The sequence below is a fragment of the Aeromonas sobria genome, from assembly GCF_006243315.1.
Lineage (GTDB): Bacteria > Pseudomonadota > Gammaproteobacteria > Enterobacterales > Aeromonadaceae > Aeromonas > Aeromonas sobria_A.
This window is the reverse complement of the sequence record NZ_NKWE01000031.1, coordinates 61,030-74,244: the sequence shown is the minus strand read 5'-3', so window position 1 is coordinate 74,244 and position 13,215 is coordinate 61,030. Positions and strand designations below refer to the sequence as shown.

Annotated in this window: 11 protein-coding genes and 1 pseudogene; 6 read left to right on the top strand and 6 right to left on the bottom strand. The window is 53.3% G+C overall.

From position 1 onward, the window contains the following. Position 1 precedes the first annotated feature (1 nt). From CF137_RS10605 to CF137_RS10590, 4 genes are all read left to right on the top strand, one after another. Complete coding sequence (locus tag CF137_RS10605) at positions 2-841, top strand: PTS system mannose/fructose/sorbose family transporter subunit IID (protein WP_204787367.1); 840 nt, start codon at positions 2-4, stop codon at positions 839-841. 20 nt (positions 842-861) lie between these two features. Continuing rightward, positions 862-1,590, top strand: a complete 729-nt coding sequence (locus CF137_RS10600) for a sugar isomerase domain-containing protein (protein WP_139718958.1) — start codon at positions 862-864, stop codon at positions 1,588-1,590. A gap of 14 nt (positions 1,591-1,604) precedes the next feature. Next, positions 1,605-2,336 carry a sugar isomerase domain-containing protein gene (locus tag CF137_RS10595; protein WP_139718957.1) on the top strand — a complete coding sequence of 244 codons (732 nt, stop codon included), beginning with the start codon at positions 1,605-1,607 and terminating at the stop codon, positions 2,334-2,336. Between the two features lie 112 nt (positions 2,337-2,448). Beyond that, a complete protein-coding gene (locus CF137_RS10590; protein WP_139718956.1) occupies positions 2,449-4,236 on the top strand; it encodes a hypothetical protein in 1,788 nt (595 codons plus the stop codon). A gap of 138 nt (positions 4,237-4,374) precedes the next feature. Here the strand turns inward: CF137_RS10590 and CF137_RS10585 are convergent. Together CF137_RS10585 and CF137_RS10580 are read right to left on the bottom strand one after the other, a co-directional pair. Beyond that, a pseudogene (locus CF137_RS10585) lies at positions 4,375-4,550 on the bottom strand (IS481 family transposase); the annotation flags it as partial. A gap of 42 nt (positions 4,551-4,592) precedes the next feature. After that, entirely contained in the window at positions 4,593-4,991 is a 399-nt protein-coding gene (locus CF137_RS10580) for a DUF6404 family protein (RefSeq protein ID WP_139718955.1), read from the bottom strand. 196 nt (positions 4,992-5,187) lie between these two features. Between CF137_RS10580 and CF137_RS10575 the strand changes: the two genes are divergently transcribed. After that, positions 5,188-6,090, top strand: coding sequence for a LysR substrate-binding domain-containing protein (locus tag CF137_RS10575; protein ID WP_139718954.1), 903 nt, complete (start codon positions 5,188-5,190; stop codon positions 6,088-6,090). A 166-nt stretch (positions 6,091-6,256) separates the two neighbouring features. Here CF137_RS10575 and CF137_RS10570 read toward each other — a convergent pair whose 3' ends face one another. The 4 genes from CF137_RS10570 to CF137_RS10555 form a co-directional block, all read right to left on the bottom strand. Then, positions 6,257-6,463 carry a hypothetical protein gene (locus CF137_RS10570; RefSeq protein WP_139718953.1) on the bottom strand — a complete coding sequence of 69 codons (207 nt, stop codon included), beginning with the start codon at positions 6,461-6,463 and terminating at the stop codon, positions 6,257-6,259. Between the two features lie 193 nt (positions 6,464-6,656). Next, the gene (locus tag CF137_RS10565) at positions 6,657-8,633 is read right to left on the bottom strand and encodes a methyl-accepting chemotaxis protein (protein WP_139718952.1); all 1,977 of its coding nucleotides are present in this window, start codon (positions 8,631-8,633) and stop codon (positions 6,657-6,659) included. Positions 8,634-8,861: 228 nt separating this feature from the next. After that, positions 8,862-10,364 (bottom strand): glycerol kinase GlpK, encoded by a 1,503-nt coding sequence (gene glpK / locus CF137_RS10560; protein ID WP_101315214.1) that lies wholly within the window; start codon positions 10,362-10,364, stop codon positions 8,862-8,864. A gap of 53 nt (positions 10,365-10,417) precedes the next feature. Continuing rightward, the gene (locus tag CF137_RS10555) at positions 10,418-11,266 is read right to left on the bottom strand and encodes an MIP/aquaporin family protein (protein ID WP_101315213.1); all 849 of its coding nucleotides are present in this window, start codon (positions 11,264-11,266) and stop codon (positions 10,418-10,420) included. Between the two features lie 489 nt (positions 11,267-11,755). On the opposite strand from CF137_RS10555, the gene glpT reads away from it, so the two are divergent. Beyond that, positions 11,756-13,114, top strand: coding sequence for a glycerol-3-phosphate transporter (glpT, locus tag CF137_RS10550; RefSeq protein ID WP_068977473.1), 1,359 nt, complete (start codon positions 11,756-11,758; stop codon positions 13,112-13,114). Positions 13,115-13,215 lie beyond the last annotated feature (101 nt).

Here is a 13,215-nt window from a genome sequence, read left to right as displayed (position 1 = left end):
TATGTCACAGCACACTGAAAAAATGATGAACAATGAAGAGTATCTTGACCAGGACACTAACGCAGTTCTGGACCAGAAGATTATGAGGCAGTCCTGGCTGCGGATGCTGTGGGTCCAAGCTTCTTTTAACTATCAAAGGATGCAATCATCCGGATTCCTCTATGCGATGTTACCAGCATTGCAGCGAATTCATAAGAATAAGCATGACCTCTCATTGTCATTGAAGCTGCATAACGAGTTTTTTAATACTGCACCTTGGCTGGTTACTTTCATGCAAGGGGTTATCCTTGCCATGGAAAAGGGCAAGCAACCAATAGAAACCATTCGCTCTTTCAAAGTGGCGGCGATGGGACCATTAGGCGGGATTGGCGATGCAATGTGTCAACTGACAATATTGCCAATCACAGCTTCTATTGCAGCAGCCTTGGCATTGGATAAAGTTTATATAGCGCCACTCATTTTCCTTTTGCTCTTTAACCTGGTTAGATTTTCAATCTACATCCCATTGTTTAACTATGGTTACAAATTAGGGCTCAGTGCGCTTGGCTCTCTGAAGCAGCAAAGTGATGCTTTTAGTCGTGGTGCAACAATTCTTGGCCTGACAGTTGTCGGAGCACTTACTGCATCATTTGTAAGGGTCAAGCTTGGTGCTGAAATTCATCTCGGTGACTCGGTGTTGAATATCCAGGATGGGATTTTAGACAAAATTATGCCGAATATTTTGCCTCTTATTGTCGTCATTGGGTGCTACAAGCTGATCATGCGTGGGCTATCACCTGTAAAAATGATGCTTGGCATGATTGTTGGTTCAGTGTTACTGCATTATGTCGGAATACTTTAATAGATATATGAGAGGACAACATGATTAAGTATATAGATAACTGTAAAGCCATTATTGAGAAACTGATGGCGAATGAAGGGACTAACATTGAGAATGCTGCGAAACTGATGAGCAATGCAGTTCAGCATGATGGTGTTATTCATGTTTCCGGTGGTCACTGCCATATATATGCGATGGAAACATTTTATCGTGCTGGTGGTTTGGTGCCGATTAACCCGCTGTTACCACATATTTATTCTACCGCGCCACGAACTCAGGCTTATTCAGATCATATTTATGAAGTTGAAGGTGTTGGGACGACCATTTTTGAAGACCAGCGGGTGACTGTGCATGATTGTGTCATTTTGGCCTCGATTGCAGGGCGTACAATTCCGACGGTAGATATCGCTTTGGCGGCCAAAAAGCGTGGGCTTCCGGTGATCGCATTGCAATCGATGGAGTTCAGCAAGCGGACAAAACCAAAGCACTCTTCCGGTTTGTTTTTGAGTGATATCGCAGATATTACGATTGATCTCAACATCCCGTATGGTGATGCGGTAATAGAATTGGATGGACTATCCGAAAAATGTTGCCCGGTATCATCCATTATTGGCTTTTCAGTTATTCAAGCATTAGTGACACAGACGGTATGCAATTTGGCTGAGGCAGGGGTAACACCACCAGTTTGGGTTAGTTCAAATCTGGATCGTGGTGATGCGATCAATAAAAAGCATATTTTGTCTATGAAAGGCCGTGTGAGTTGCCTGTAATTGGAGATGGTTATATGTACAAGAAATATTTGACTGACTTACTACAACACATTGATGCGGTGAAAGATCAGCAAGAGGTAATTGAACAGTGTGCTGTAGCGATGGCCAATTCAATCATAAATGATGGAATGATCCATGTTACAGGTTGTGGCCATTCACAAATGTTTGCCCATGAGATGTATTTCCGTGCCGGAGGCCTGGTACAAGTCAATGCTATTTTGCCACCTGTTTTGGCACTGTCTCCCTATGCTCCGATGAGTACTTTTGCTGAACGGCAACATGGGTTGGCGGCTATCGCGCTTGATGGTGAAAAAGAGTTGCGTCAAGGCGATATATTGATCGTGGTATCTACCTCTGGACGAAATCCGGTACCAGTGGAGTTTGCCATGGAGGGTAAAAAACGAGGCTTGACCGTAATTGGTTTGACTTCATTTTCATTTACTCGTTCAGTTACATCAAGGCACCAGAGCGGTAAAAGACTGGAAGATGTTTGTGATTATGTACTTGATATGGGGGGCGTGCCCGGAGATGCAATTATTCCGGTGCCCAATCATGATTTTTCAACCGGCTCAATTTCTTCCGTCATTGGCTTTACTATCTTGAATAGCTTGGTATGTGAATGTGTCAAACATACTATCAAGCTGGATAAACAACCGCTGTTATGGCGTTCTGTGAATGCGGTACAAGCAGCAGAGGTCAATAAAGGAAATCTTGACAAGTATAAGAATCGAGTTACCTGCATGTAGTTTAATTTTGGTATTGCCTGCGTGTGGCGGGCAATATCATTTCTTCTAATGACATGGAGTTTAAGATGAAAATACGCTCACAACTTGTTGCTGGGGGGATAATTGGCTTAAGTTGTTTATCTGTTCAGTATGCCAATGCCGCCGTTACTGCTACACACACACACCTCCGGTAGCGGTTCATTTAGTTAATGACTCTCCCGGTTTTTCATTCATTGATGAAACCGGGAAGTATTTCTATCATGACACCCTGTCACAATATAATAAATATAATCCCAATAATGCTGATCACGCTTGGCGTTTCTTCAGTGCAAAGAACTATCAAGAAGCAAGTGATAACATCAAAGACAAGTTGCACGATTACAACGAAGTTAAGAAAATTTATGACCAGGCAACAGTTCAAAATACCGTCCCATTGTGCACTAATACGCCATTGATGAAGCGTATACAACCCCAGGGGAGTGGTTATGATTATATAAACTATTGTGGATTAATGGATGTGTGGGTTGATCCTGATAGCGGAGATTGGTATGGCTTGCTGCATGATGAAATTTTTGGCCTGACCCCAAGATACGATGCAATTGAACTGGTTAAGTCCACGGATAAAGGGGTGAATTGGGCAGTAACTGATGTTATTCAAACTTCCCAGTATGGTATGAAAGACTCTCGAGATGAGGCGCTTGGTCAGACCTACAATTATGGTGGTGGTGACCCTCGGCTGTTTGTCGATTATGCATCAGGTTATTTCTACGTATTCTACACCAGTCGCGTAATGAACCTCTCTGGCTGGTCCGGGTTTAGCTCGTTCATGCAAGAGCATGTCATGAGAGCGCCAATAGCAGGCAAGATGTCACCAGACAGCTGGCGGAAATACCATAACGGAAAGTGGGAAAAGTTTGAGACTAATGATTACTCTCTGGGTAATGCGGGTGCTGCCAGTAACATTGTCTCAGTAGATGTTTCTTCTGATGGATATTTTTCACCTGAGTATGATCCAGATTCGATGAATGGTACTGCATCAGAATTGGCAGAACAAGGGGAATTGGTCAATTCACCCTTGAGGGTGGCCAATGTCGCATGGAATAGCTACTTGAGAAAATATATTGCTACACCGGAGCCTTCATCTGGGGTACAAAATGAAGGAAAAGCACCTCTGGAGTTTTATGTGACCGATAGCTTGTCAAGTCAAAAGTGGGCGAAGCTATTAACGCTAAATAACTATGTGACGCGCTCCTGGTATCGCTTCATGATGGATCCGCAAGTACAAACATTGTCAAACTTCATTGTGGGTAAAACGACCAGAACGTATTGTTATATTGACTGCCAACAATATGATGGTGAATATATTGATGTTACGTTCAAAAATACTGATAAAGATAGTCAAGCTGCCATAGAGAAAACACGATTAAAGAATAGTGATGGCGACGTATTGACGGCCGATAAAAAGTTCAACCTGACTGTTAAGCATGAACAAGGTAAAGGGAACCTCTCTTGGGGTCTCGTGAACAGGCAAGATGGTTATTACCATGTTGTGGCTTATCCGATAGGACATATGGAGCAAAAAAGATACTTGGGCATTACTGAGTCGGGTGGTGTCAATGACTCAAGGAGTTGGGGGGCAGAGGTCGGGTTGGTTGTGGATCCGTGCCAAGGGGCTGAAACCTCGGATGTCTGTTTGAATTCACAATGGGTCAAAGTACCAACGGTGAAAAGCCGTAATGATGGCACTGAGAAAAGAGATGGTAGCTATCGCCTGGTAAACCGGTTCAGTGGGTTGATGTTGAGTTTGGATTCAAGTCAGGCTCTGAATAATCAAGTCACTGTATCTCCATTTCGCTCCTGGAATTGTACCGATCCGACATGCAAAGATAGAAACAAAGCTGCGTCGCAAATTTTGCAGTAACGGAGGTACAGTCTACGAGTTTGCTTGAGATTGTGGATCCTGATACCGCGACTGATGCATCCGTATCCGGATGAGCGATTTGACGGGTATGTACAGATCTAGTTATCACCTGACACCGGCCTCAAACCGGTGTCTTGTTTACGCTACTTTAGTGCGCACTTCCTTCGGTATCAATTTCAGACCCTCTTGAACATGCTGTAGGGGGTCTGTCCCTCCATCATCCTGCCCTGATGTGGTCGCTGGTTGTTGTAGTGCTCCAGATCGCTATCCAGGTCTGTCGGCATCTGCTCTACCGACTCATACCAGATCGTCTGTCAGGTGAATACCATCTCCATACACTCACATAGTTCAGTTTTTCAAGGGCGTTCATGCCGTTCTTCTCCCTCATCATCAGCATCGGTGGGCTCAGCAAGTTGTTCCCACGGGGTCAGTTTAAGCTGCTTGCGCCGTAGCCAGAGAAAAGAAGCCATGGACAGGCCGAATAATCCCGAAAACAGGGCTGTTTGGCGCAGGGCAAATAGCGGATCTATCCCCATGGGTTGCCAGCTGAAAAACCACATCGCCATGCCCCAGACAAGACCAATACCGACGCCGAATACCAGAACGTTGGTTAGCCAGCCCTCATAGTGAGGCGGTTTGACGGGATAACTGAATCTGCGCAGCAGCTTGCACAGTGGGGGATTGTAGTTGGCATGCCATACCCCTTTGCTCGCCAGCTCCTGATGGGCGGCGGCCAGCCGCTCTTCAAATGTCATGGTATTGATCCTTGTGAAATGAAAGGTGCCATACGGTGCTCTTCTGGCTGCATTGTACTGATAAATCGCGAGCATGATGTGGGCTCGCGGTCACGTTCTTTCTCTGTAGAAAAAAAAGAACTGTCCTCACCGTACGCTTGCCAAGCCAGTGCGGCTACGCCTATAAAGGCCCATTACTCTTGTCCGGATAACAGCAATGAAGACCCATTCTGATGAACTGACCCTGTTTGTGGCGGTGGTGGAGGCGGGCAGTTTTCGCCAGGCTGCGGAGAACCTCGGCATGGACAACTCGGTGGTGAGTCGCGGCATCAAGCGGCTGGAGGAGAAGCTCTCAACCGTGCTGCTCAATCGCACCACCCGCCGGGTCAGTCTGACCGAGGAGGGGAGCTGGTTCTATCAGCGGGCGGTGAAGATCCTGACCGAGATGAGCGAGGCGGAGGGGCATCTGCTGATGCGCCGGGAACAACCCGAAGGGGTGTTGAGAGTCGATGCGGCTACCCCCTTTATTCTGCACCGGCTGGTGCCGCTCATCGGCGAGTTTCGCCGCCGCTACCCTGCCATCGAGTTGCAGCTGCACAGTTCGGAGGGCTTTATCAATCTGATGGAGCGGCGGGTGGACATGGCCATCCGCATCGGCGAGCTGACCGACTCCTCACTGCGCGCACTGCCACTGGGCCGTTCGCGGCTGCGGCTGCTGGCCTCTCCTGCTTACTTGAGCGAGCGCGGCACCCCGCGCCAACCGGCGGATCTGCTGAGCGGTCACGAGCTGCTTGGATTTTTGCATCCCGATCACCTCAACCACTGGCCGCTGCTCAGTGCCGAGCAGGGGGATCGCTTTGCCATCACCCCCAGTCTGCGAGCCAGTAGCGGTGAAACCTTGCGCCAGCTGGCGCTGGCGGGGCAGGGGATCGTCTGTCTGTCGGATTTCATGACCGGGCCGGATCGGGCGAGCGGGGCGCTGGTGGAAGTGCTGGCGCGCAACAACAGCGGTGCCTCGCGCCCCATCAATGCGGTCTTCTACTCCGATGCCCAGCGGGATATCCGGCTGCGGGTCTGGCTCGATTTTCTCAAAGAGCAGCTGGGCAGCCATACCCTGTAGCGCAGCTTGGTTTGTGCGGTTAGTCGATGTGGTTTGCTTATCGAAGAACAAGCCGCACCTTAGTTGAGGCCAATCAGCATCAGCCAAGCGGTGGATAAGCAGATAAACAGACGGCCAACTTGAGGGTCGGCCGCCGGTTCGGGAAGGTGTATGAGCTGAAGCGCAGTTACCGTGGCAGTTTGCCCCAGACCCGGCTGAGCAGGACGCCGCCGATCACCGGCGGAATCGCCAACAGCAGGGTCCACTGCCAGGAGAGGCCGCCGACGGTGGCTGCCAGTACGATGCAGGTGAGTACCACCAGTTGGGCCACCATCATCAGGAAGGTGCCTTCGCGGGGTGTCAGTGTCACTTTTTGAGCGGTGGTCGGTTTCATGGCGATATCCCTCTGTTGAGTCTGATATCACTAAGCAATGGCCGTTCCACATTTTTTCATGTTAATTATCAATATCTTGCGAGTTTTGTCGTCATTCCCGTTTCGAGAGCGCAGGCAAAATGATTTGCAAAATGAAAACGCCACCCTGTGGTGGCGTCTTGGTTATTGAGAGGGAGAGAGGGAAGCGCCGGGTCTAGCCAATCCGGTATTGGCGGATCTGCTCGTCGATGGCTTTGGCCAGTTCGAACAGTTCGCGGCTGGCTGCATTGCTCTCCTGCGCGTGTTCCCGCTGGTGCTCGGCCACCATGGCCAGCTCATCGAGCGCGGTTCTGGCTTGCCCCATCTGCTGATTCTGGGACTGGGCCAGTGCGCTGATCTCGTTGATCTCTAAGGCTGTCTGGTTGATCTGGCTGGTGGCATCAACCAGCACCTCTCTGGCCTGATTCATCCGGTTGTAGCCCTCTTCGCTCAGGGTGCGGGAGTCTGCCATCGAGCCGCTGGCCTGCCGGGTTCCCTCCTGCAGCCGCAAGATGAGATCCTGCACATCTTTGGTGGCGGTCTGGGTACGCACCGCCAGCTGGCGTACCTCGTCGGCCACCACCGCAAAGCCGCGTCCCATCTCCCCCGCCCGAGCCGCTTCAATGGCCGCATTGAGGGCCAGCAGGTTGGTCTGGTTCGAGACATCACGGATCAGATTCATGATTTGGGTGATGTTGTTGCTGTCTTTCACCACTTCCTCCAGCAGGGTCGATGAGCTGCCGATGCTGTTGCGCAAGGTGTCGAGCCGTTCGGCGCTCTGAGTTACGTCTTGCTCGATGCTGAGCATATGGTCGGCGATGCGCCGGGTCACCTCGTTGACCCCTTCAGATCGGCTGGCGATCTGCTCGGCGTTGTCGCCGATGGTGGTGACCACATTGGTCAGCTCCTGAATGCTCTGGGCCTGCTGGCTCGCTTCCCCCGCCAGTGCCTGCGCCTGCTGCATGGATTGGGATGACTGCGCGGAGAGGGCGCTGCCCGATTGTTGAAAGCGGGAGAAGCTCTGGTTCAGGCTGTGGATCAGCTGGTTGAAACTCTGGGCCATCATTCCCAACTCCGATTCGTCAGAGAAGTCGAGGCGGGTCGCCAGATCCCGATCAGCGGTGATGTGGTGCATGCCATCGGCCGCCTGCCGAATGGGACGGCTGATGGAGTGGGCGAGCCAGGCAGAGGCCAGCATCGCCAGTCCACCAATGGCCAGCGATACCATGATAATGAGCTTGCGGGAGGCGAGCAGCCCCTCTTCCAGTTCGGCGCTGTTAATCTCGCCAATCAGCAGCCGGTTGAGGGTGGGGATGTAGCGCACCGCGATAAGGTAGGTCTCTCCCTCCAGTGTCAGCGCTTGCACGGCCACTTGATCCCGGGCGTTTGGGGTGAGCCGCTTGACGGTATCGAGGAAGGATTGCTGGTGGTGGGCGGCGCTTTCCTGCTCCTGCTCGGGGTGGATCTCGATATTGCCGTCCATATCCGCCAGATAGACCTGACCGCTCTTGCCGATCCGGTAGCCGCTGATGAGCTTGCTCAGGGCGCTCATATCGATGGAGGTGCCTGCCACCGCCAGGGTCTTGCCCTCGTGGGTGACGGCGGTGTTGATATAGAGGGAGGCGCGCTTGTCAAAATCGGAGATGTCGAGGTTCAGCTCATAGGGCTTGCTGCGTTTGAGAAAGCCGTAAAACCACTCATCTTTCGGATCTGATCCGTTCAGCGCTTTCTGGGCGGTGGGGCCGCCGCTGAAGTTGATCAGGGTGTTGCTCTGGCGGGGAGCGATAAAGACGTTGCCGCCGATGCGCCGCTGCAGATCCTGAAAGTAGCGCTCCATCTCGGGCCACTGCGCCTCGGGCATGCCCCGGGCCAGCCAGTTGATGACGAAGCTGTTGCTGGCGAGCGCCTGCGCCTCGGTCAGGTGCTGGATCAGCTGGGCGGTCAGCTGGTTGGCAATGCGATCGACACTGCTTGGCAGCTCATAGCGTTCGACCCGCTGCTGGGCCTGATTGTGGGATATCTGCTCGAGGATCAAGGTGATGCAGCTGATGGCGATGGCCATCAGTATCGCCACGCCAGCGAGGATCCGGGTGCGGATCCCGAGTCCCGACCAGAGTGACTGCAGTCTAAAACGGTGTATCGCCCTATCCATATCGCTCTCCTCATAAATAAGGTCGCATATGCGACCCAGAAGATGATTATAGATAGAGAACTCAATTGTGTTGTTACGGATGGTGACAACAGAGGGCGGCAGGAAAACAGGGGGGGAGCAACGGACGGAGAAGGGGGCAGATACCAGCAAGGGCAACAACAAAAAGAGAGGCCGACATTGCTGTCGGCCTCATTAGTTATGTATGTCAAAGGGGAGTCGGTTGCCCGATTAATCCTCTTCAGCCCAGCGGCGTGAACGCTCAACCGCTTTTTGCCAGCCGTGATAGCGCTTGTCGCGATCGGCGTGATCCATCTGCGGGATGAACTCGCGATCCACACTGAACTTGTCTTGCAGCTCGTCAGAGCTTTTCCAGAAGCCAACCGCCAGACCGGCCAGGAAGGCGGCGCCCATGGCGGTAGTTTCGATGCGGGTCGGACGCACCACCGGGGTGTGCATCATGTCGGACTGGAACTGCATCAGGAAGTCGTTGGCTACGGCGCCACCGTCTACCTTCAGCGCGGCCAGTTTGATGCCGGAGTCCTGCTGCATCGCATCCAGCACATCGCGGCTCTGATAGGCGATGGATTCCAGCGCGGCACGGATGATGTGGTTGCGGTTGGCGCCACGGGTCAGGCCGACCATGGTGCCGCGAGCATACGGATCCCAGTAGGGGGCGCCCAGACCGACGAAGGCTGGCACCAGATAGACACCGTTGGTATCACCTACTTTGGAGGCGAAGTAGTCGGTATCGCGGGCATCGTGAATGAGTTTCAGCTCGTCACGCAGCCATTGGATAGTGGCGCCGCCCATGAACACCGCACCTTCCAGCGCGTAGTTCACTTCCCCTTTCGGGCCGATGGCGACTGTGGTCAGCAGACCGTGGCTGGAGCGAACCGGGGCGGTGCCGGTGTTCATCAACAGGAAGCAGCCGGTACCGTAAGTGTTCTTGGCCATCCCTTTTTCAAAGCAGAGCTGACCAAACAGGGCTGATTGCTGGTCACCGGCAATACCGGCGATCGGGATGCGGGAGCCGCCGCCACGGGTGGTGTAGCCGTACACTTCGGACGAGGGTTTGACCTCTGGCAGCATGGACATGGGGATGCCCAGCTCATCCAGCATCTTCTCATCCCACTTCAGATCGCGGATGTTGTAGAGCATGGTACGGGAGGCGTTGGTCGGGTCGGTGACGTGCACTTCGCCGTTGGTCATCTTCCACACCAGCCAGGTGTCGATGGTGCCGAACAGCAGCTCGCCGTTCATCGCCTTCTCGCGGGCACCTTCGACGTTATCCAGAATCCATTTGATCTTGGTACCGGAGAAATAAGCATCCAGCACCAGACCGGTATTTTCGCGAACGTACTCTTCCAGGCCGCGCGCCTTGAGCTCTTCACAGATGCTGGCGGTACGACGGCACTGCCAGACGATGGCGTTGTAGACGGGCTTGCCGGTGGCTTTTTCCCATACCACTGTGGTTTCACGCTGGTTGGTGATACCGATGGCAGCGATCTCTTCGCTGCGCAGGCCAGTCTTGGCCAGCACTTCGGTAAAGACGGAGGATTGGGTCGCCCAGATCTCCATCGGGTCGTGCTCTACCCAGCCCGCTTTCGGGTAGTGCTGGGTGAATTCGCGCTGGGAGGTGCCGACGATGTTGGCATCCTGATCAAACACGATGGCGCGGGAAGAGGTGGTTCCCTGGTCCAGAGCGACGATATATTTTTTTTCAGCAGACATGATGTTCTCCACGTTTCTATTTTCCACGTTGTTACACGTTGGAGGGGCCGCTCTTATGCGGCAGCCTCTTCTTTGGCGGTTTGGGTAGCTTTCTCGGCGGCGGCAACACGGTTGCCCGGCACGCAGGGAGCCAGCACTTTGACATACAGAGCGGTACCAAGCTGGGCACCAACGATGGGGCCAAGGATCGGAACCCAGAAGTAGGGGTTGTCACGGCCACCGGTCAGGGCGACATCACCCCAGCCAGCAAAGAACGCGAACAGTTTCGGACCAAAGTCTCGGGCCGGGTTCATGGCGAAACCGGTTAACGGGCCAAGGGAGGCACCGATCACCGCGATCAGGATGCCGATCAGCAGGGCGGCAGCGAAACCTTTGGGTGCGCCGTTGTTATTGTCACCCAGCGCCATGATGCCCAGCATCAGGACGGCAGTGATCACCAGCTCGACCGCGAAGGCTTGCATGTTGTTCAGCAGAGGATTGGGGTAGGTGGAGAAGATCCCGGCGGTGCCAAGGCTCTCGACGCTGCCGCGCACCACGTTGTGGGTCACTTCCCACTGGGTGAACAGGCCGCCGTAGAGGAAGTAGACAAGGGCGGCGAAGCAGAAGGCACCGGCGATCTGGGCGATGATGTAGGGCACTACCTTGCGCTTGTCGAAACCGGCGAAGGTCATCAGTGCCAGAGTTACCGCCGGGTTGAGGTGGGCACCGGAAATACCGCCGGTCACGTAGATGGCGATGGCCACACCCAGACCCCAGGTAATGGAGATTTCCCACTGCCCGAAGTTGGCGCCTGCCAGCACCAGTGCGGCGACACAGCCGACGCCGAAAAATATCAGCAAGCCGGTTCCGATAAACTCGGCGATGCATTCGCCAAGCAGGGTATTGGGTCTTTGTATGCTCATACGTTTGTTCCTTATATCCACCCAGAGTTGAAGTGATGTTCTGTTTTGTTGTTTTTCAGGCCGAGCAATGGTTCCGAAAACGTTTTTTCTTGTTTTTCGAGCTAGCGCAAACGTTATGCTCGTTTGCGCTCGTTATCGGACGTGACTGAAAATAACCCTTCTCGCGGATTTCACCATCCCCCCGCCATAGGAAATGTGGACAAGATCCCACTCATTGCTAAGGAAATGTGACGTAAAGCAACTTGAAAAAGGGTTAATACCCCTTAGGTGGTAGCTTAAGCCCTTGTGGCATAAGGGCTGGCGCTTGCTGAGTAACTGCTCATTTGGAGCTTTTATTTGTAATAAAAATGCAATATTTGAGCCTTCATCACAGATTGAATGTTCACTTGTGAGCACAATAGGCTCGCTTACGAATCAGTGGACTCACATTGTTCGTGGTCATGATCAGGGCACCCTCAACCGCCCATAACAACAATAAGGAAGCAGAACATGCTTAGTCTCTTCAAGCCTGCGGCGCACATCGACAGGCTCCCGGCTGACAAGGTCGATCCCTTCTACAAGCGCATGCGTTGGCAGGTGTTTTTCGGGATCTTCTTCGGTTATGCCGGTTACTACCTGGTACGGAAAAACTTCAGCCTGGCGATGCCTTACCTGATCGAGCAGGGATTCTCTCGCGGTGATTTGGGCCTGGCCCTCTCCGGTGTCTCTATCGCCTATGGTCTGTCCAAGTTCCTGATGGGCAACGTCTCTGACCGTTCCAACGCCCGTTACTTCCTCTCTGCCGGTCTGCTGTTGTCGGCCGGTATCATGTTCATGATGGGTACCATGCACTGGGCAACCTCCAGCATCGCCATCATGTTCGTGCTGTTGTTCCTCAACGGTTGGGCACAGGGCATGGGCTGGCCGCCTTGCGGTCGTACCATGGTGCACTGGTGGTCACAGAAAGAGCGTGGCGAAGTGGTTGCGGTCTGGAACGTGGCGCACAACGTGGGTGGCGGCATGATTGGTCCCTTGTTCATCCTTGGGATGGGCTGGTTCAACGACTGGCGCAGTGCCTTCTATGTGCCTGCAGCGGCCGCCGCGGCCATCGCGGTGATCGCCTTCTTCGTGATGCGTGATACCCCGCAATCTGTCGGTCTGCCGCCTATTGAAGAGTACAAGGACGACTATCCGAAGGATTACAACGCGAGCCACGAACAGGAGTTTTCCGCCAAGGAGATCTTCGTCAAGTACGTGCTGCACAACAAACTGCTGTGGTACATCGCCATTGCCAACGCCTTCGTTTACCTCATTCGTTACGGTGTGCTGGACTGGGCGCCGACCTATCTGAAAGAGGCCAAGCACTTCACTGTTGATAACTCCTCCTGGGCTTACTTCCTCTACGAGTGGGCCGGTATTCCGGGCACCCTGCTGTGTGGCTGGATCTCTGACAAGATGTTCCAGGGCCGCCGTGCCCCGGCCGGTATCCTGTTTATGGTACTGGTGACCGTCGCTGTGCTGGTTTACTGGCTCAACCCGGCGGGTAACCCCACCGTGGATATGCTGGCGCTGGTCGCCATCGGCTTCCTGATTTACGGCCCGGTCATGCTGATTGGTTTGTATGCCCTTGAGCTGGCACCGAAGAAAGCAGCCGGTACTGCGGCAGGTTTCACCGGTCTGTTCGGTTATCTGGGGGGCGCCGTGGCAGCCAACGCCATGCTGGGCTATACCGTTGACCACTTCGGTTGGGACGGTGGCTTCATGGTATTGACCGCCTCTTGCGTGGTTTCCATCATCCTGCTGGCGATGACCCTCAAGCACGAGAATATTGCTGTTGCGGCCAAGAAAGCGGCTGCCGGTAAGGCATAAAACGTGATCCTCAGCTTATTGATCCCAAAGGGGATCAGGTAAACTGCCAAAAGGCCCCGCACCTGCCGGGGCCTTTTTTTGTCTCATCATCGGAGTGCAAG